Source organism: Streptomyces sp. NPDC045287, from assembly GCF_056432325.1.
Genome location: NZ_JBWKJG010000002.1, coordinates 61317 through 79262, shown reverse-complemented (window position 1 = coordinate 79262; position 17946 = coordinate 61317). Strand labels below are relative to the sequence as shown.

The following is a 17946-nucleotide window of genomic DNA, read 5'->3' as shown; positions in this document are numbered from 1 at the left end:
TACGTGCACTCGTCCGCTGTCTTCCTGATCGAGTTCGGCGCGATCATCCTGGGCCTCGGCCTGCTGGGGCGCCTCGCCGGACGGCTGAAGTTCTCCCCCATCCCGCTCTACCTGCTGGCGGGGCTGGCGTTCGGTACGGGCGGGCTGCTGCCGCTGGGAGCGAGCGAGGAGTTCGTGGCGATCGGCGCCGAGATCGGCGTCATCCTCCTGCTGCTCATGCTGGGCCTGGAGTACACGGCCACCGACCTGGTGACCAACCTCAAGACCCAGTACCGGGCCGGTCTGGTGGACGCCGCGCTGAACGCGCTGCCGGGCGCCGCGATGGCCCTGCTGCTGGGCTGGGGCCCGGTCGCGGCGGTCGTCCTGGCGGGTGTCACCTGGATCTCCTCGTCCGGCGTCATCGCGAAGGTCCTCGGTGACCTGGGCCGGCTCGGCAACCGGGAGACCCCGGTCGTGCTGAGCATCCTGGTCCTGGAGGACCTGGCGATGGCCGTGTACCTGCCGATCGTCACCGCCCTGCTGGCCGGCGTCGGGCTGGCCGCGGGGAGCGTCACCCTCGCCATCGCGCTCGGAGTCGCCGGCCTGGTCCTCTTCCTCGCCCTGCGCTTCGGGCGGCTGATCTCCCGCTTCGTCTCCAGCGACGACCCGGAGAAGCTGCTGCTGGTCGTGTTGGGGCTGACGCTGCTGGTGGCGGGGATCGCCCAGCAGCTCCAGGTGTCCGCCGCGGTCGGCGCGTTCCTGGTCGGCATCGCCCTGTCCGGCGAGGTCGCGGAGGGCGCGCACAACCTGCTGAGCCCGCTGCGGGACCTGTTCGCCGCCGTGTTCTTCGTCTTCTTCGGCCTGCACACCGACCCCGCGAGCATCCCGCCGGTCCTCCTGCCGGCCCTCGCGCTGGCCGTGGTGACGGCCGCCACGAAGATCGCGACCGGGTACTGGGCGGCGAGGCGCGCCGGCGTCTCCGCCAAGGGCCGCTGGCGGGCCGGGGGCACGCTGGTGGCGCGCGGGGAGTTCTCCATCGTCATCGCGGGGCTGGCCGTCACGTCCGGGATCGAGCCGTCCCTCGGGCCGCTGGCCACCGCCTACGTGCTGATCCTCGTCGTCCTGGGCCCGTTGACGGCCCGCTACACCGAGCCGATCGCGACCAGGCTGGGTGCGCGCCGGCGCGGCGCCGCGCCGGACGTGGTGGCCACGCCGCCGCGCGAGGAGATGCTCGACCCGGTGGAGGACGGCACGGCGGGACGCGCCTGAGCACCCGCCCGGCGGCGGCGCGCCGCGGGGCGCCGCCGGGCCGGGCGCTCCGGGCGGCCTCACGGGACGGGGTCGTTCAGTCGCGGCCGAGCCACAGGTCGGGGCCGAACACCTCGTAGTGGACGGACCCGGCGGGCACGCCGCGGCGGAGGAGGTCGCCGCGCACCGCGCGCATGAACGGCAGCGGGCCGCACAGGTAGGCCGTGAGGCCCTCCGGCAGGTCGAGCGCGGACACGTCGGCCCGGCCGCGGGACGCCTCCGCGTCGTCGCCCGGCTCCTCGTACCACAGGTGCAGGCGGGCGCCGGGGAGCGCCTGGACGAGACGGCGGTGCTCGTCCCGGTGGGCGTGGTCGGCGGGGGTGCGGTCGGCGTGCACCACGGTCACCGGGCGGCCGGCCCCCTCGGCGGCGAGGTGGTGGAGCACGGACAGTATCGGCGTACAGCCGATCCCGGCGGACACGAGCAGCAGCGGCCCGTCGCCGTCCGGCAGGACGAGGTCGCCGAACGGCGCGGAGACGTCGAGGACGTCACCGGCGCGGACGTGCTCGTGCAGCCACGCCGACACCTCCCCCTCCGGCCCGGCGGCGCCGCCCCGGACGCGCTTGACGGTGATCCGCCACTGCGCGGCACCGGGGGCGGAGGAGAGGCTGTACTGGCGTGTCTGGCGGGCGCCGTCGGGCAGTTCGGCCCGGACGCCGACGTACTGGCCCGGGCGGAACGCCCCGGCGGGCGTGCCGTCGGCGGGGCGCAGGACGAGGGAGACCGCGTCGGCCGTCTCCTCGCGCCGCTCGACGACCTCCATCCGCCGCCACGTCGGGCCCTGGGCGGTACCGGCCTCCTGGTGGAGCCGGGTCTCGACGGCGACGAGCGCGTTGGCCATCAGCCAGTAGACCTCGTCCCAGGCGGCGGCCACCTCCTCGGTGACGGCGTCGCCGAGGACCTCCACGATGGCGGCGAACAGGTGCCGGTGGACGAGCTCGTACTGCTCGGAGGTGACGCCGAGCGAGGCGTGCTTGTGGGCGATGCGGACGAGCATCGCGTCCGGACGGGTGCCGGGGTGTTCGAGGAGCAGGCCGGCGAAGGCGGCGATGGAGCCGGCGAGCGCCTTCTGCTGCTCGCCGTTGGCCTGGTTGCCGCGGTTGAACAGGTCCCGCAGCAACTCGGGCCGTTCGGTGAACAGCTTCGCGTAGAACAGCTCGGTGATCTCCCCGATGGCGGCGCCGACCGCGGGCAGGGTGGCACGGATCACCGGGACGGACCGCTCGGACAGCATGACGGGCTCCTCAAACAAGTAAATGATCTTCGCATTAAGAGAGGCGACTGACGACGTCGGCACCGACCCCGCGGCGGGGCGGCGGTGCGGGTCAGCTCGGGCGGCGGCCGACGAGGCCGACGAGGACCGGCCCGGTGGGCGAGGACACCAGATCGGCCACGGTCAGCGGGTCGAGCGCGGCGTAGAAGGCCCCCTGCGCGTCGCGCAGCGCGGAGCGCAGCCGGCACGCGGCACGGAGGGGACAGGGTGCCTCGCCTTCGCAGGCGGCCACCTCGCCGCTCCCTTCCAACTCCCTGACCAGCCAGCCGACCGACGCCCCGCGCCCCAGCGCGGTCAGCGCCAGACCACCGCCGCGCCCCCGGCGGGCCTCCAGTACGCCGAGGCGCTGGAGGCGGGTGACCGCCTTCGCCATGTGGGTGGCGGGCACGCCCATGGCCTCGGCCACCTCGCGGGTGGTCGGCTGCTCGTCCCCCTCGAAGACGGCGAGCCGCATGACGGCGCGCAGCGCCAGGTCGGTGAACTTGGTCAGCCTCACACCGCGCGACGCTAACAAACACATATGACGCATGTGCATTTGGGGAAGGGTTCGGCGCCCAGCGCGGGCCGGGCCGCGCGACGGTGGCGTCTTCGGGGCCGCTCCGTTCCGCCCCCCCGCCCGCCCAACCGGCCGATTGATAGATCAAACTAGCGTGTGGTTAACATATGAGCACCGCCTAGCTCGAAAGATAATCCTGTGACTGTCAAAGACGACTCGTTCACTAACTGGAAGAACCGCGAGGAGATCGCGGAGTCGATGATCCCGATGATCGGGAAGCTGCACCGGGAGCGGGACGTCACCGTCCTGCTCCACAGCCGCTCCTTGGTGAACAAGTCGGTGGTCAGCATCCTCAAGACCCACCGGTTCGCCCGGCAGATCGCCGGTGAGGAGCTGTCCGTCACCGAGACCCTTCCGTTCCTGCAGGCACTCACCACGCTCGACCTCGGCCCCTCGCAGATCGACATCGGCATGCTCGCCGCGACGTACAGGACCGACACCCGCGGCCTGTCGGTGGAGGAGTTCACCGCCGAGGCCGTCGCGGGCGCGACCGGCGCGGACAAGGCCGAGCGCCGCGAGCCCCGCGACGTCGTCCTGTACGGCTTCGGCCGCATCGGCCGTCTCGTCGCCCGCCTGCTCATCGAGAAGACCGGCTCCGGCAACGGGCTGCGGCTGCGGGCCATCGTCGTCCGCCGGGGCGGCGACCAGGACATCGTCAAGCGCGCCTCGCTGCTGCGCCGGGACTCCATCCACGGCCAGTTCCAGGGCACGATCACCGTCGACGAGGCGAACAGCACGATCATCGCCAACGGTAACGAGATCAAGGTGATCTACGCCGGCGACCCGTCGGAGGTCGACTACACGGCGTACGGCATCAAGGACGCCATCCTCATCGACAACACGGGCAAGTGGCGCGACCGCGAGGGCCTGTCGCAGCACCTGCGCCCGGGCATCGCCAAGGTCGTCCTGACCGCGCCCGGCAAGGGCGACGTCCCGAACATCGTCCACGGCGTCAACCACGACACGGTCAAGCCGGACGAGAAGATCCTGTCCTGCGCGTCGTGCACCACCAACGCGATCGTCCCGCCGCTGAAGGCGATGGCGGACGAGTACGGCGTCCTGCGCGGCCACGTGGAGACCGTCCACTCGTTCACCAACGACCAGAACCTGCTGGACAACTACCACAAGGCCGACCGCCGCGGTCGCTCCGCGCCGCTCAACATGGTCATCACCGAGACCGGCGCCGCCTCCGCCGTCGCGAAGGCGCTGCCGGACCTCAAGGCGCCCATCACCGGCAGCTCGATCCGCGTCCCCGTCCCGGACGTCTCGATCGCGATCCTCTCCCTGCGCCTGGGTCGTGAGACCACCCGCGAGGAGGTCCTCGACTACCTCCGCAACGTGTCGCTGACCTCCCCGCTGAAGCGACAGATCGACTTCATCACCGCCCCCGACGCGGTGTCGAGCGACTTCATCGGCTCGCGCCACGCGTCGATCGTCGACGCCGGCGCCACCAAGGTCGACGGCGACAACGCCATCCTCTACCTGTGGTACGACAACGAGTTCGGCTACTCCTGCCAGGTCATCCGCGTCGTGCAGCACGTCTCCGGGGTGGAGTACCCGACGTACCCGGCCCCGGCGGCCTGATTCCGGCGCTCCGGGCCCCGCGGGCACCCCGCCCCGCCGCCCCGTCGTCCGGTCCCCCGGGCGGCGGGGCGGCGCCGTCCGTCAGGCGGGGCGCCGCGCGTGGACGTAGAGGTGCTCCTCCGGCCCCGTGTCCGGCCCGTGCGGGCGGTACACCGCCGTGTGGTGGTGGACGACGTCCAGCCCCGCCCCCTCCAGCAGGGCCAGGTGGTCCTCCACGGAGAGGCTGCTGACCGTGACCTCGTGGCCCATCCACACGATGTCCAGCCCCCTGATGTCACCGGGCACGGTGGCCATCGCGAACGCCCCGCCGGGGGCGATCCAGGAGGCCATCCGGGTCAGCGCCCCCGCCACCTCGGGCTGGTCCATGACCAGCAGCGGGAAGAAGGCGCACACCGCGTCGTACCCGCCCTCCGGCGCTTCAAAGGAGCGCACGTCGGCCTGTTCGAAGCGGGCGCCGGGCACCCGCTCCCGTGCGATCCGCACCATTTCGGCGGACACGTCGATCCCGGTGACGGCGAACCCGGCCCGCACCAGCCTCTCGGCCGTGGGGCGGCCGGTGCCGCTGCCCACGTCGAGCACGCGCGCCGCGGGCGGCAGGGTGCCGACGAGCCAGTCCAGCGCGGCGAGTTGGCCCGGCACCTCGGCGAAGACCTCCTCGTAGCGCGCGCCCACCTCGTCGAAGACCTCGGCGGCGGACCTGCCGCCGGGCCGTGGCTCCTGGCTCACCGCACCACCTCCGTGTCGCGGTCGGGCCCGGCGCGGGAGCGGCGGACCCGGATCCGACAGTCCGGACCGTACCCGTGCGAAGGGCGCCCGGCCAGGGGGACCGGCACCGGGCGGCGGGCGCTGTCAGTGGTGCTGGCTACCGTGGACGGCATGATCGATGCCGAGGACGTCCGCCGTATCGCGCTGTCCTTCCCCGAGACGGTGGAGAAGGAAGCCTGGAGCATGCCCACGTTCCGCGTCGCGGGGAAGATGTACGTCACGGTCCCCGACGACCAGACGTCGTTCGCCGTGCGCTGCCCCCGGCACGAGCGGGCCGAGCTGATCGCCGCCGAGCCGGAGAAGTTCTGGGTGCCGCCGCACGAGGCGGGTTCGGGATGGGTCCGGGTACGTCTCGCCGCGCTGGAGGACCTGGACGAACTGCGCGACATCCTCGTCGACTCCTGGCGGCAGGCCGCGCCGGACCGTCTGGTCGATCAGCACCCCGACCTGCGGCCGGGCGCGGTGACGGGCGGATGAGCCGCGCCGGCGGACGGCCGCGGCGGGCGACCCGTCCCGACCGTGTCGTCCAAACGGCTGACACGCCGCCGCCGGCTTCCTAGAGTACGGATCCTGACGTGGACCGGGGGGTGCCATGGTTCGGGCGGATGACAGGGGCAGGGTCATCGGGCTGTGCGTGTTCCTGGTGGCGCTCGGCAGCCCCTGGGCGCGTGAGCTGCTGATCGGCCTCTGGACGGACGACTCCCTCCTCTCGATGCTCAACCGCGCGCTGCTGGCCCCCGGCTGGGAGCTGTCGCCGCGCTCCGACCCGTACCTGGGCGTCGTGGACCTGCGGGGCAACGTCGCCTGCGTCGGCCTGTTGGCCGGAGCGACCCTGCTGGTGCCCCGGCTCGTGGGAGGGGCGCCCCCCTGGCGGGGCGTCCGCTTCGCGGCCGCCCTGGGGACCGGTGTGCTCGTCTCGCTCGTCGGCTCGGTCCTGTCGTGGGCGGCCGTCATCACCCACGGGCCCCACACCGTCCTCGTCTTCGGCCGGGACGCGGGGGCGGTGTTCGTCACGTTCCTCGCAGACGGCCTGGTCTTCGGCGTCCTGTTCGGCCTCGTCGTCGCCGTCGTGTACGCCGGGGCGGCCACCGCGCCGGGCGCCGGGGGCCGAAGGCCGTCCCGTACTCGCGAAGGGAGAACCGCCATGGCCGACGCCGCCACCGGCACGGGGGACTTACGGGTGGCCGTCGCGACCGGCACCGAGCCGGGTGACGCGACCCGCTACCTGTGCGCCGCCGCCTACACCGATCCGGCGTTCGCCCGCCACGTGGTCGAGGGCGTGCTCGGGGACCGGCTCGGGGCGATCGCCGTGTCGCCGGGCGTCGACCTGGTGCCCGTGGCCCGGCACAGCCTGACGGCCCGCCGCCTGCGCCGCGAACGGGACCGGAAGCTGGCGGCGGCGTTCGGCCTGATCGCGCTGTTCGGTCCATTGTGGCTGCTGTTCGCCCGGCTGGCGCTGCGGTACCTGGGCGCCGCGTCCGCGCCCCGCAGCAAGTACCCGGCCGTGCGGGGGCGGCACCTGCCGTACCCGTCCGTGCGGCGGCTGGCCGTCACGGCCGTCTCCCTGCTCGTCGCCGGCGCGCTGGCGGGGGCCGGGCTGTCGGCCCTGCCCCTGCCGGGTTTCCTGCGCTGGCTGGCCGGCGGCTACGGGTACGGCGTGCCGCCGCTGCTCGCGGTGGTCGCGGGCACCGTCCTGGCGATGCGTACCCTCCTCGACGAGGAGAGGGACGTCGACGCGCGGATGCGCGGTGCGCTGCGGCGCGGCGTGTTCGACCCGGACAGGCTGCCGCGGCCGGCCGCGGTGGAGCCGTGGGTCGCCGCCAGGATCGCGGCGCTGGCCGACGCCCAGCGGGGCAACGTCACCTGCCACAGCGGCTTCTCGCCGTTCGTCGGGTACGGCAGGCGGGAGTCGGAGTGGACGCTGTCGCTGCCGCTGCTGCCCGCCGAGCCGTCCGTCGGCGACGTGCGGCGGCCACCGGCGGCGGTCGCGGACTTCGACGCCTGGGACGTGGTGGGCCGGCTGCGCCGCCGGTTGGCGGAGACGGCCGACGGGCTTCCCGCGCCCGCCGGCCCCGGCGGCGGGGCGGGCCTCGTCGTGGAGGACCGGGTGTTCGTGAGCGGCAGGGAGCTGGCCGGTGACGGCCGGTTCCTCCCCGACCCGCTGCGCGCACCCGTCACGCGCCTGCCCGAGGAAGCCGTGCGCCGGATCGCGCTGCACCCGGACGGGGTCGCCCGGCACTTCCTGGTCAGCCACCTTCCCCTGTGGGGCGGTGAAGTGGTACCCAGCCAGTTCCTGCACGTCGCCGTGGTGGGCAGGACGCTGCACCTGCGGTGCGAGCGGTTCGTCCTGGGGCCGGTGCGGCGCGGGATGCACGCGGTCGACCTGCTGCCCCCGGCCGCCCTCGCCGCGAGGAGCCGCCGCTCCCTGCTGCCCGGGGCGCTGCGGCGCGCCGGCGGCGCCCTGTGGGGCGCGCCCCGGTCGTGCCTGGCCGACCTCCTCGCCGAGTACCGCAGGCCGCGCCGGCTGCGCAGCGAGTTGCGGGCGGCCCGCGAGGATCCCGCCTTCGACCGGGGCGCCCGGCTGAGCATCCGCGAGGACGCCCAGGGGCCCGAGTACTTCCACCACTCCCAGTTGGTGGACGCGCGGCGGGTGCTGAACGCCCTGGACCGGCACACCCTGGCCGCCGTCCGCGACTTCCTGGACGAACACGGCGTGGACACGGCCGACTTCCGCATCCAGACCCAGACGATCCTGAACCACGGGGTGCTGCAGACGGGTGGGGTGAGCGTCGTGGGGAACCAGGCGGTGGGCACCGGGGCCCAGGCGACCGCCGGGCCCGCCCCGGCCCGGGCCGGGGGCCCGCCGCCGCCCGGCGGCACGGCCGAACGATAGGAGGGGAACGTGTCCCAGCAGAACCAGCGACCGCCCGACGAGCCGTCCCGCGTGCTCAACTTCGGCGTGCAGCAGTACGGCGGGCAGAGCAGCGTCGGCAACCAGGCCGTGGGCCCGAACGCGCGGGCGGTCGCCGGCCGGATCACCGTGCAGGCCCCCGGTGCGGATCAGCTCGCCCGGGTCGACGAGCTGATCCTGCTCGTCGAGCGCCTGCTGGAGGAGCACCGGGCGGCGCTCCCCGACCAGGAGGCGCCGCGGGTGGAGCTGCGCCGGCTGCGGGAGGAACTGGCGGAGGACTCGCCCGAGCCGGGGGTGGTGCGGCGCGCCCTGGACCGGTTGGCGGCCTTCGCGGAGCCGGCGGCACCGCTGGCGGCGGCCGTCGCGGAACTGTCCCGTCTCGTCCAGTCCTTCTGACCCGGCGCTCCCCGCAGCACCGCCGGGACCCGCGGTCCTCGTCCCCGCCTTCGCCCTCCCTCACGCCTGGTCCAGACCTCTTGACGAAAGGTCTGGACCAGAAGACTCTGAGGTTCCCGGCAGGGCCCCGAGGGAGGAGACGCGGAGATGGCACGTCGCGCAAGGAGAAGGCTTCTGGGCATGGGACTCGTGGTCGCGGGCCTCGTGCAGTTACTGGGCGGCGCGGCGGTGCCGGCGGCCGCGGCCCGCCCCTCCCCCGCCGCCGGCGACACCGCGGCGGCCACCACCTGCCCCCTCAAGCCGAAACCCGCGGGCAAGGTCCTCCAGGGCTACTGGGAGAACTGGGACGGCGCCGCGAACGGCGTCCACCCGCCCTTCGGCTGGACCCCGATCACCGACCCCCGCATCCGCCAGCACGGCTACAACGTCGTCAACGCCGCCTTCCCCGTCATCCGCTCCGACGGCACCGTCCTGTGGGAGGACGGCATGGACAACACCGTGAAGGTGCCCACGCCGGCCGAGATGTGCGAGGCCAAGGCCGCCGGTCTGACCGTGCTGCTGTCGATCGGCGGCGCCACCGCCGGCATCGACCTCAACTCGACCGCCGTCGCCGACCGGTTCGTCGCGACGATCGTGCCGATCCTCAAGGCGTACAACTTCGACGGGATCGACATCGACATCGAGACCGGCCTGATCGGCAGCGGCGACATCAACCGGCTCTCCGCCTCGCAGGCCAACCTCATCCGCATCATCGACGGCGTCCTGGAGCGCATGCCGCCCGGCTTCGGCCTGACCATGGCCCCGGAGACCGCGTACGTCACCGGCGGCAGCGTCGTCTACGGCTCCATCTGGGGCGCCTACCTGCCGATCGTGAAGAAGTACGCGGACAACGGCCGCCTGTGGTGGCTCAACATGCAGTACTACAACGGCAGCATGTACGGCTGCTCCGGCGACTCGTACGCGGCGGGCACGGTCGCGGGCTTCACCGCGCAGACCGACTGCCTCGACCGGGGCCTCGTCGTGCAGGGCACCACCGTCCGGGTCCCGTACGACAAGCAGGTCCCCGGCCTGCCCGCCCAGCCGGGCGCGGGCGGCGGGCACATGCAGCCGGGCACGGTCGCCCAGGCGTGGAACGCGTACGGCGGCAGGCTCAAGGGCCTGATGACGTGGTCGATCAACTGGGACGGTTCGCGGAACTGGACCTTCGGCGACAACGTCAGGGCGCTGCAGGGACGTTGAGCCTCACACGCCGGCGGGCACCGCGGGAAGCACCACTTCCCAGGTGTCCACGGCGAAGTGGGTGCGCATCCCGTGCGCCTCGTAGAGGCGCAGCGCGCCGGACTCGTTGAGCGTGTCGACGCCGAGCCCGATCGTGTCGCGGCCGAGCGCGGCGTACGTGCCGAAGGCGTGCCGCAGCAGGTGCCCGGCGACGCCGCGGCCGCGGTACGCCCGGCGCACGCCGATGTTGCCGATCCACGCCATGCTCTGCCGGTCGTTGCGCGAGTACAGCACGGCCACGTCGTCGGCGCCGAGCGAGGCGATCCACACGAGCGACCAGTCGACGCGACCGCCGCCGATGTCGTCGAGCCACTGCTCGTACGTGCGCGGCTGGTGGTCGAAGTGCTCGCTGAACGTCTCCTGGACCAGGGCGTGGGCGCGCCGCCGGTCCGCCTCGTCGGCGCAGTCGCGCAGCACCAGGCCGGCCGGCGGCTCGGGGATCACCCGGTCGGCGCCGGTCAGGGGCCGCGTCATCACGTGGTACTTCCGCACGCGGCCCCAGCCGCGCCGCGCCAGCATGTCGAGGTCGGTGGTGGGCCGGGCGTTGAGGTGGAGGTGGAGGACGGTGCGGGAGGCGCCGTTGGCCCGCGCCCGCTCGGCGGCCCGCCGCTCGACCAGCTCGAACAGCCGCTCGCCGGCGGCCTCGTGGCCGGGCAGGACGTAGTGGTCGGTGTCGACGCGCTCGGCACCGGAGTCGTCCCACACCAGCGCGTACGCGACGAGCCTGCCGCCCTGGAAGGCGAGCCAGGAGTCCTCCCGCAGGTCGACCCCGGGGTGGGCGAGGTCGGTCTCGACGGCGTGCAGTTCGGTGTCGGGCCGGCCGGTCTCGATGGTGTCGATCTCGTTGAGCAGCGCGCATATCAGGGGTGCGTCACCGGTGGTGGCCGGGCGTACGGTGAAGGGGGCTTCGGAGTGCATCAGGTCACTTTCGGTCCTGCCGCCCGCGCCCCGCAAACGATTTCCCGGCCCAGTGCGGCGCGAGACCGTACGACACGAGGCCGTGCGTCGCGAAGACCGTACGACGCGAAGACCGTACGACGCCGGGGCGGCCCCGGCTGCGCACGGCCTTCGCGCGGGCCTTCGCCCGTCGGGCGCGGCCGGCCGTCTCAGGACGCCGTCGCGCACGCCGGGTGTCCCCACCCGGTGTCGTTCCTGGCGATCGTCTCGCCCTTCGCGTACGGGCTGCCGCAGCGGCAGCGGCCGGGGAACTTCGCCCGTACGGTGCCCCGGGAGGCGGTCGCGGCGCGCGGGCGGCGGGGCGCCGGCGGGCGTTCGCGGGTGTCGGCGGGGGGCAGGACCGAGCCGGCGGCCGAGCCCGCGGGCTGCTGGGTGACGGCCGCCTGGCCGGCGGCCGCGTCGGCGGCGGCGTTCAGGCGGTCCCCGTCGACCCGGTGGGCCGGCGTGTGGACGAACCGCACGTCCCGGCCGGCCAGCAGGCCGTCGATGGCCACGACCAGGTCCCGGTTGGCCACCGGTGAGCCGGACGCGGTCTTCCAGCCCTTCCGGCGCCAGCCCGGCAGCCAGGTCGTGACGGCCTTCATCGCGTACTGGGAGTCCATGCGGACCTCCAGCGGGGTCGCCGGGTCGGTGGCCTCCAGCAGGCGCTGGAGCGCGGTCAGCTCGGCGACGTTGTTCGTGGCCCGCCCCAGCGGGCCGGCCTCCCAGGAGGCCACTTCCCCGTCCGCACCGGCGATGACCCACGCCCAGGCCGCCGGCCCGGGATTGCCCTTGCACGCCCCGTCACACGCGGCGATGATCCGTTCCGTCATTGTTCCGATCCTGCCATGCCTGCCGCCCGGTGCCGCCCGCCCCGGTCAGGGGCCGGGGGGCGGGGCGGGTTCCCAGGGCGGGGGCGTGCGGCCGTCCGTCCAGGCCGCGAGCGCCTCGCCGTCCACGCAGACGATGCCGAGCGCGGCGGCGTACTCGGCGGCCGGCGCGGTGAAGCCGCTGGTCGTCACGACGACGGCGACCTCCGCCTCGTGGACGGCGAAGCACGTGCCGCCGAAACGCTGGAGGTCCTGCGAGCCCACGGGGTGGTCGGCGGCGTACTGCTTGCACTGCACGACCAGCCGCCGCCCGTCCGGGGTGGTCGCCACCACGTCGGCACCGAGGTCGCCGGGGCCGCCCGAGACCTCGGTGCGGGTGCAGCCGTCGCGCACGCAGAGCGCCGCGACCGTGTGTTCAAAGCCCTGTGGGTCCACCTGTTCGTGGTCGACGGCGTCCCCGTCCAGTACGGGCACGATGCCACCGGCCCCGGACGCGGCCTCGGCCGGTGGTACGGCTCCGGGCGCGCCGTCGCCCGGGGGCGCCGCCCGGGGCGCGCCCCGGCCGCCCCGGCGCGCCACCGCGGCGAGGGCGGCGACGACGCAGACCAGCGCCACCGGGCCGAAGGCCCCGGACGAGGTGCCCCACGCCGTCCGCGCCAGCAGTGCCAGTCCGCCCCCGACGGCCCCGACCAGCCCCACGGCCAGCACCACGTCCCGCCACCCGGCGCGCCCGCCCCGCCCTCTCACCCGCTCCGCCACAGCCACGCACGTCCCCCTCCGCCGTCGGACACCCACCACCCCGCCTGGCCGCGCGCCCCGCCCCCAAACCTCCCCGGCACCCCCGGCGTACGGGTCCGGCGCACCGTCCCGCCCCGGAGCACCTGCTGGACGCGGCGCCGCGGCACGGGACGTGCCGTACCGGCGCGGGGAAGCGAACCGCGCTCAGGGCCGCTGCCGGAACGGGGCGAGCGTGGCGCGCACGAGCGCGGCGGCGCCCCAGTCGGGGTCGAACTGGGCGATCACGGCCAGGTGCTGGCGCAACTGGAGGATCGGCATGCGTGCGCGCCAGTCGCGGTCGAGCCCGGTCAGTTCGGCGTACAGCTCGAAGAACGCGTGCGCCTCGGGCGGCGGCGTCGTCGTCCACAGGTGGGCCAGGTCCACCTCGGCCCACGTGTACGACACGGCCGGGTCGATCAGCGCGGGCCGTCCGTGGGGGGTGGCCATGACGTTCAGCGCCCACAGGTCGCCGTGCGTCAGGCACGCGGGTCTGTCCGGCAGCAGCTCGGGCAGCCGGTCGCACAGCCGCTCCAGCGCCGCCCGGTCCGCGGCGTCGAGCGCCTCCTGGACGCGGGGCTCGCCGAGCCAGCGCAGCAGGCGGTGCTGGGCGAAGAACTCGAACCCGTCGTCGTTCCAGGTGTTGACCTGACGACGACGGCCCAACCAGTTGTCCCGGTGCCACCCGAATCGGGGGTGCCGCGTGGTGGTGTGCAGGTGGGCGAGCGCATGCGCGAGCTGCTCCCAGAAGGCCCCGGTGCCCGGCCGGGGCCGCAACACGGACAGCACGAGCAGGTCGCGGTCCGCGAGGACGACCTCCGGCGTGGCGATGCCGCCCGCCTCGCGCAGCACGGTGAGTCCTTCGGCCTCCGCGGCGAAGGCGTCGTCCGACGGCGGCTCGCCGAACGCCTTGACGAACACCGACGTGCCGTCACCGCGGCGCGCGAGTCCCGCGATCGCGGCGAGGCCCCCGGTGGCCGGCTCGACCGCGACGACGTCGGTCAGGCCGGCCGCGTGCAGGCGTCCGAGCAGGAAGGACGACGCGTCCGTCACGGGTGTGCTCCTCTCCACTGGTCACGCATCACGGTCGTCCGCGGACGTGCCGGGCACCACCCGCTGGTAGCGGGTCACGACCTCACGGGGACCAGGGTCGTGTCCGGCACGGCTGGTGGACTCCGTTCGGTCGACGTCCGGACGAGTTCGTTCGAGCGCTGGGCCAGGACTTCGGGACTTCGGGGCTTCGAGCCTGCGGACCGGGCGAAGACCTCCAGGGCCCGCTCGCGAGGCCCGACTTGGGGATCCTCTTGATCGCACTCTACGTGAAGGTCGACGACGGGATCACGGGAACGCGGTGGATGGGGTGACCTCCCTTGCTCAGCGACTCCGCACACCACCGTCCGGCAGCGGACCGGTCCGCTGCCGGACGGTGGTGTTCGGCTCCGTGGCGGTCCCCCGGGGCTTCGCGGTGGTGCGGGTCGGTGCGGTGAGCACGGCGAGGCAGCCGACGACCAGGGCGACGCCGAACCAGCCCCGTAGGGGCAGGCGTTCACCGACGACGAGTACGGCCAGTACGGCGGCGACGGCGGGTTCCAGCAGGGAGAGCGTGGTCGCGGTGCTCGCCGGGACGCGCGCCAGACCCCAGCCGAACAGGACGTAACCGACGAACATGGGCACCAGGGCCATGTACGCGCCGACGGCCGCGTTGGACCAGGAGGCGAGGAGGGGGGCGCCGGTGGCCAGCAGCACCGGCATCAGCAGCAGCCCGCCCAGCCCGAAGACGGCGCCCATGGCGGCGCCGGAGGTGGCACCGCGGCTGATCAGCCGGTGGGCCGCCCAGGAGTACAGGGCGTAGGTGAGGCCGGCGACCAGACCGAGCCCCACACCGAGCGCGGTCGCCCCCGCGGACCGGCCTCCGGGGCCGGCCGCGCCGGCCGCTTCGGCGGTGCACAGCAGCACCGTCCCGGACAGGCCCAGGGCGGCTCCGGTCGTCCAGCGGCCCGTGAGGCGGCGCCCGTCGACGAGGCGCTCGATCAGGGCCGAGGCGAGCGGGGCCGAGCCGATCGACACCACGGTGCCGGCGGCGACCCCGGCCAGGTGCATGGAGGTGTAGAACGCCAGGGGGTAGGTCCCGACCGCGATCGCGCCGAGCAGCACCACGCCCCTCTGCGCGCGCAACCGGGGAGCTTGCCGGCGTATTCGGTGCGCGGCGACGAGGGCCTGGAGCAGCCCGCCCAACCCCATGGCGACGGCCCCGATCGCGAGCGGCCCCACTGCCGGGGCGAGGGTCGCGGCGGTGCCCGTGGTGCCCCACAGCACCGACGCCACCAGCACGCACGCCGCTCCCATGCCCGCCGACCCGGCCGCGTGTCCGGCGGGCCGCGTCACAGCCGGTCCAGCAGGTCGGCCGCCATGGCCCGGGCGTGCTCCAGACGCGTACCCGCGCCCTCCAGGCCGGCGCGCGCCATCGCGCCCTCCAGCAGGAACGACAGGTGCTCCGCCACCGTGCGCGCCTCCTCGGGCCGCCCGGGCAGCAGTTCCGCGAGATGCCCGGCGAGCAGGGACTCGACCTCCTCCTTGTGCCGGCGCACCACGGCCCGGCCCTCGTCCCCGGCGGGCAGTTCGGCAGCCGCGTTCAGCAGGCCGCAGCCCCGGAAACCGTGCTCGTAGGCGAAGGCCGCGTGATCGGCGTACGCGTCGAAGACGGCCAGCACGCCGCCGCGGGCGTCCGCGGCCTCCTCCAGCCGCCGCCGGTACAGGCCCAGCCACTCCTCGTGCCGTGCGTCGAGGTAGGCCCTCACCAGGTCGGCCTTGGAGGAGAAGTTGTTGTAGAGGCTCATCTTCGCCACGCCCGCCTCGGCGGTGATCGTGTCGATCCCCGTCGCCGCCACGCCGTCGGCGTAGAAGCGGCGTGCCGCGGCGGCGAGCAGCCGCTCGCGCGCGGCCCCCCGCCGCCTGCCGGGGCGCGCTGCCGCCGTCCCGCTGTCGCTCATCGCGTTCCCTCCCAGTTATTAGGTAGGTCAGTCTACCCAATAAGTGGGGCAGGTCCTTCCCGGGTCCGAACGGCGTGCGCGACCGGGCCCGCGGCGACCCACCGGACGGACCGGTCACCCCCCTCCCGAGCCGGGCGGCCCCCGGGAAATTCCCGGCGGCGCCGGGAGCGCGGGTGATACACCTTCGGCGCATGGTGACGACTCGCGAGGACATCGGCGGCGACGATCCCCAGGTGGCAGAGGTGCTGGCGGCGGAGCGCGAGACGCTGACGCCCGCGTGCCGGGCCGACCCCGAGCGGCTGAACCGGTTCCTCGCACCCGACTTCCACGAGTTCGGGGCCTCCGGCGTCGAAGTCGGGTTCGAGGGAACCGCGGAGCGCGTCGCGGCGCGCACCGATCCGGCCGGCGAGCCGATCGCGGCGGAACGCATGCGCGGAGTGAGGCTGGCCGACGGACTGGTGATGGTGAAGTACACCGTGAGGATCGACGGCCGGTGGTCGAACCGGACCTCGCTGTGGCGGCGGGCGGCACCGGGGCACTGGCAGATGTTCCACAACCAGGGGACGCCCACCACCCGGGACTGACGGCGTGGACGCCGCCGCGGGGTTCCTCCCCGCAGCGCGGTCGCGACCGGGCGGCGGTCGGGGCCGTGCGTCCGGCCGGTACGGCGAGTGCGCCCGGGCTCCACCTCCCGGCCCACGAGCCCCCGGCCCCGCGCCGCCACCGTCCGACTGCGCAGTCGGACGCCGCGGCCCCGCCGGTACCGGCCTTCCCCTGTCGCGCTCCCCCGCCGCGGCACCCCGCACGGCACGTGCGCCACCCCTCCGGCGGCACGCGTCCCGGGAAGGGCCGCGCACACCACGACGAATTAGTAATGGCATTCATTTTCATATAGCCTCGGGTCCGCTCCGTTCAGAGAGGAATCCGAACCCATGGCCGTACCCAAGCGGAAGATGTCCCGCTCCAACACCCGGCACCGCCGCGCCCAGTGGAAGGCCGCCACACCGCAACTGGTGCCCCTCACGGTGGACGGCTCCGTCCACCTGGTGCCGCAGCGGCTGGTCAAGGCGTACGAGCGCGGTCTGCTGCGCCCCGAGGGCTGACGGACACGACCGGCCGCCTGCCCGTGACCGCCCTGTCCGGCTTCCTCGGGGCGGGGAAGCCGACCCTGCTCGGCCACGTGCCGGGCAACCGCGGGGGCCTGCGCGTCGCGGTCGTCGTCAACGGCCTGGGCGAGGACGCCATCGGCCACCCCGGCACCGGGTCCCCCGGTCCGGTCCCGGGCCGCGCCGTCCGCCGCGCCGACGACGACGGCCCGGGCCCTTGGGGGCTCAGCTCGTGGTGCAGGTGACGGTGGGCCAGGTCCGGTTGCCGTTGTGCTGGATGGTCACGCCCCACGTGTTGCCACTGCCGTTGGGTTTGGCCACCAACGTCTGGGCACTGGGATAGCCGGCACTGACGTTCCAGGTCGACAAGACCCTCGCCGGCGACGGAACGTTCATCGTCACCGTCCAGTTACTGGCACCACTCACCGCGACATTGAGGTTGTACCGGTCACTCCACTGCTGCCCCGCGGACAGGGTCGCACTGCAACCACCACCCGGCGGAGTCGTACCCCCACCGTCGGGGGCCACGGCGCGGCCGGTCTGCGGCGAGATCATGCCGGAACACAGGCCGCGGCTGTTGAGCACCTGCGCGATCCGCGGGATCGCCGCGAGCGTGTTGGCCGGCCAGTCGTGCAGGAGGATGACCTGCCCGTTGGTGAGCCGGCCGGCGGCCTGCACGATCGCGTCCACGCTCGCGTTGTTCCAGTCCTGCGAGTCGACGTCCCAGAGGATCTGGGTGAGGCCGTACTTGGCCGCCACGGACTGCAGCGTCGCGTTGGTCTCCCCGTAGGGCGGGCGGAACAGCTTCGGAGTGCCGCCGCCCGCGCTCGCGATGGCCTGCTGGGTCCGGGAGATCTCCGAGTCCATCTGCGACTGGCTCAACTGGGTCATGTGCGGGTGGGTGTAGCTGTGGTTGGCGACCCACATGCCGGCGTCGACCTGGGCCCGCACCTGGGCGGGGTTGGCGGCGGCGTACTGGCCCTGGTTGAACATCGTGGCCCGCAGCCCGTTCTGCCGGAGCGCGTTGAGCAGGGCCGGTGTCTGGGCGGACGGACCGTCGTCGAAGGTCAGCCCGACGTAACCGGTGCAGGCGGCGGCCCGCGAGGGGGTGGTGTCGGCCCGCGAGGGGCCGGTGTCGAGGGTGAGGACGCTCGTGGCGGCCAGCGCGACGACGGTCAGTCTCGCGGCCATCGAGCGCAACGACAGGCGTGGTGTGGTGCGCATGGGGTGGGTCCTCCTCGTTCCGGCGGTTCGGCCACT

The 17946-nt window shown here is 74.1% G+C and carries 18 protein-coding genes and 1 pseudogene; 9 read left to right on the top strand and 10 right to left on the bottom strand.

The window, feature by feature from the left end; all coding sequences use genetic code 11:
- The first annotated feature begins 3 nt into the window (after positions 1-3).
- Positions 4-1248 (top strand): cation:proton antiporter, encoded by a 1245-nt coding sequence (locus AC07D6_RS03610; protein ID WP_315881573.1) that lies wholly within the window; start codon positions 4-6, stop codon positions 1246-1248.
- Positions 1249-1324: 76 nt separating this feature from the next.
- On the opposite strand, the gene AC07D6_RS03605 is transcribed toward AC07D6_RS03610, so the two are convergent.
- A complete protein-coding gene (locus AC07D6_RS03605; protein ID WP_479041686.1) occupies positions 1325-2521 on the bottom strand; it encodes a globin domain-containing protein in 1197 nt (398 codons plus the stop codon).
- 91 nt (positions 2522-2612) lie between these two features.
- Positions 2613-3056 carry an RrF2 family transcriptional regulator gene (locus AC07D6_RS03600; RefSeq protein ID WP_315881575.1) on the bottom strand — a complete coding sequence of 148 codons (444 nt, stop codon included), beginning with the start codon at positions 3054-3056 and terminating at the stop codon, positions 2613-2615.
- 198 nt (positions 3057-3254) lie between these two features.
- On the opposite strand from AC07D6_RS03600, the gene AC07D6_RS03595 reads away from it, so the two are divergent.
- Positions 3255-4700 carry a glyceraldehyde-3-phosphate dehydrogenase gene (locus tag AC07D6_RS03595; protein WP_479041683.1) on the top strand — a complete coding sequence of 482 codons (1446 nt, stop codon included), beginning with the start codon at positions 3255-3257 and terminating at the stop codon, positions 4698-4700.
- Positions 4701-4781: 81 nt separating this feature from the next.
- Here the strand turns inward: AC07D6_RS03595 and AC07D6_RS03590 are convergent, their stop codons facing one another.
- Positions 4782-5426 carry a class I SAM-dependent methyltransferase gene (locus AC07D6_RS03590; protein WP_479041681.1) on the bottom strand — a complete coding sequence of 215 codons (645 nt, stop codon included), beginning with the start codon at positions 5424-5426 and terminating at the stop codon, positions 4782-4784.
- A gap of 150 nt (positions 5427-5576) precedes the next feature.
- Here AC07D6_RS03590 and AC07D6_RS03585 point away from each other — a divergent pair, with 150 nt between their 5' ends.
- The 4 genes from AC07D6_RS03585 (at position 5577) to AC07D6_RS03570 (ending at position 10011) form a co-directional block, all read left to right on the top strand.
- Complete coding sequence (locus AC07D6_RS03585; RefSeq protein ID WP_479041679.1) at positions 5577-5942, top strand: MmcQ/YjbR family DNA-binding protein; 366 nt, start codon at positions 5577-5579, stop codon at positions 5940-5942.
- Positions 5943-6057: 115 nt separating this feature from the next.
- Positions 6058-8358: a hypothetical protein gene (locus AC07D6_RS03580; protein ID WP_479041677.1), complete on the top strand. Its 2301-nt coding sequence runs from the start codon at positions 6058-6060 to the stop codon at positions 8356-8358.
- 9 nt (positions 8359-8367) lie between these two features.
- Positions 8368-8772 (top strand): DUF5955 family protein, encoded by a 405-nt coding sequence (locus tag AC07D6_RS03575; protein ID WP_315881580.1) that lies wholly within the window; start codon positions 8368-8370, stop codon positions 8770-8772.
- Between the two features lie 147 nt (positions 8773-8919).
- Positions 8920-10011, top strand: a complete 1092-nt coding sequence (locus AC07D6_RS03570; protein WP_479041675.1) for a chitinase — start codon at positions 8920-8922, stop codon at positions 10009-10011.
- A gap of 3 nt (positions 10012-10014) precedes the next feature.
- Here the strand turns inward: AC07D6_RS03570 and AC07D6_RS03565 are convergent, their stop codons facing one another.
- The 6 genes from AC07D6_RS03565 to AC07D6_RS03540 all read right to left on the bottom strand — a co-directional run bounded on the left by AC07D6_RS03565 (position 10015) and on the right by AC07D6_RS03540 (position 15580).
- The gene (locus AC07D6_RS03565; RefSeq protein WP_479041673.1) at positions 10015-10968 is read right to left on the bottom strand and encodes a GNAT family N-acetyltransferase; all 954 of its coding nucleotides are present in this window, start codon (positions 10966-10968) and stop codon (positions 10015-10017) included.
- 188 nt (positions 10969-11156) lie between these two features.
- Entirely contained in the window at positions 11157-11819 is a 663-nt protein-coding gene (locus tag AC07D6_RS03560; protein ID WP_479041671.1) for a ribonuclease H family protein, read from the bottom strand.
- A 45-nt stretch (positions 11820-11864) separates the two neighbouring features.
- A complete protein-coding gene (locus AC07D6_RS03555; RefSeq protein WP_479041669.1) occupies positions 11865-12581 on the bottom strand; it encodes a restriction endonuclease in 717 nt (238 codons plus the stop codon).
- 177 nt (positions 12582-12758) lie between these two features.
- On the bottom strand, positions 12759-13643 hold the full coding sequence (locus tag AC07D6_RS03550) for a fructosamine kinase family protein (protein WP_315881585.1): 885 nt from the start codon (positions 13641-13643) through the stop codon (positions 12759-12761).
- A 321-nt stretch (positions 13644-13964) separates the two neighbouring features.
- A complete protein-coding gene (locus AC07D6_RS03545; protein WP_479041666.1) occupies positions 13965-14975 on the bottom strand; it encodes a DMT family transporter in 1011 nt (336 codons plus the stop codon).
- Positions 14972-15580 carry a TetR/AcrR family transcriptional regulator gene (locus tag AC07D6_RS03540; protein WP_479041664.1) on the bottom strand — a complete coding sequence of 203 codons (609 nt, stop codon included), beginning with the start codon at positions 15578-15580 and terminating at the stop codon, positions 14972-14974. Before AC07D6_RS03540 ends, AC07D6_RS03545 begins: the two co-directional genes overlap by 4 nt.
- Positions 15581-15771: 191 nt before the next feature.
- Here AC07D6_RS03540 and AC07D6_RS03535 point away from each other — a divergent pair, with 191 nt between their 5' ends.
- The 3 genes and pseudogenes from AC07D6_RS03535 to AC07D6_RS03525 form a co-directional block, all read left to right on the top strand.
- Entirely contained in the window at positions 15772-16164 is a 393-nt protein-coding gene (locus AC07D6_RS03535; protein WP_479041662.1) for a nuclear transport factor 2 family protein, read from the top strand.
- A 348-nt stretch (positions 16165-16512) separates the two neighbouring features.
- Complete coding sequence (rpmF, locus tag AC07D6_RS03530) at positions 16513-16683, top strand: 50S ribosomal protein L32 (protein WP_479041660.1); 171 nt, start codon at positions 16513-16515, stop codon at positions 16681-16683.
- Positions 16680-16817, top strand: a pseudogene (locus tag AC07D6_RS03525) (GTP-binding protein); the annotation flags it as partial. The gene rpmF and the pseudogene AC07D6_RS03525, both read left to right, overlap by 4 nt.
- Before the next feature lie 94 nt (positions 16818-16911).
- Here the strand turns inward: AC07D6_RS03525 and AC07D6_RS03520 are convergent.
- Positions 16912-17910: a polysaccharide deacetylase family protein gene (locus tag AC07D6_RS03520; protein WP_479041658.1), complete on the bottom strand. Its 999-nt coding sequence runs from the start codon at positions 17908-17910 to the stop codon at positions 16912-16914.
- Positions 17911-17946 lie beyond the last annotated feature (36 nt).

What these genes read in the sequence shown, in the direction of transcription:
- AC07D6_RS03570 (WP_479041675.1), top strand. Translation starts at nt 8,920, where the DNA reads ATGGCACGTCGCGCAAGGAGAAGGCTTCTGGGCATGGGACTCGTGGTC.
- AC07D6_RS03540 (WP_479041664.1), bottom strand. Translation starts at nt 15,580, where the DNA reads ATGAGCGACAGCGGGACGGCGGCAGCGCGCCCCGGCAGGCGGCGGGGG.
- AC07D6_RS03565 (WP_479041673.1), bottom strand. Translation starts at nt 10,968, where the DNA reads ATGCACTCCGAAGCCCCCTTCACCGTACGCCCGGCCACCACCGGTGAC.
- AC07D6_RS03605 (WP_479041686.1), bottom strand. Translation starts at nt 2,521, where the DNA reads ATGCTGTCCGAGCGGTCCGTCCCGGTGATCCGTGCCACCCTGCCCGCG.
- AC07D6_RS03585 (WP_479041679.1), top strand. Translation starts at nt 5,577, where the DNA reads ATGATCGATGCCGAGGACGTCCGCCGTATCGCGCTGTCCTTCCCCGAG.
- AC07D6_RS03520 (WP_479041658.1), bottom strand. Translation starts at nt 17,910, where the DNA reads ATGCGCACCACACCACGCCTGTCGTTGCGCTCGATGGCCGCGAGACTG.
- AC07D6_RS03560 (WP_479041671.1), bottom strand. Translation starts at nt 11,819, where the DNA reads ATGACGGAACGGATCATCGCCGCGTGTGACGGGGCGTGCAAGGGCAAT.
- rpmF (WP_479041660.1), top strand. Translation starts at nt 16,513, where the DNA reads ATGGCCGTACCCAAGCGGAAGATGTCCCGCTCCAACACCCGGCACCGC.
- AC07D6_RS03535 (WP_479041662.1), top strand. Translation starts at nt 15,772, where the DNA reads ATGGTGACGACTCGCGAGGACATCGGCGGCGACGATCCCCAGGTGGCA.
- AC07D6_RS03580 (WP_479041677.1), top strand. Translation starts at nt 6,058, where the DNA reads ATGGTTCGGGCGGATGACAGGGGCAGGGTCATCGGGCTGTGCGTGTTC.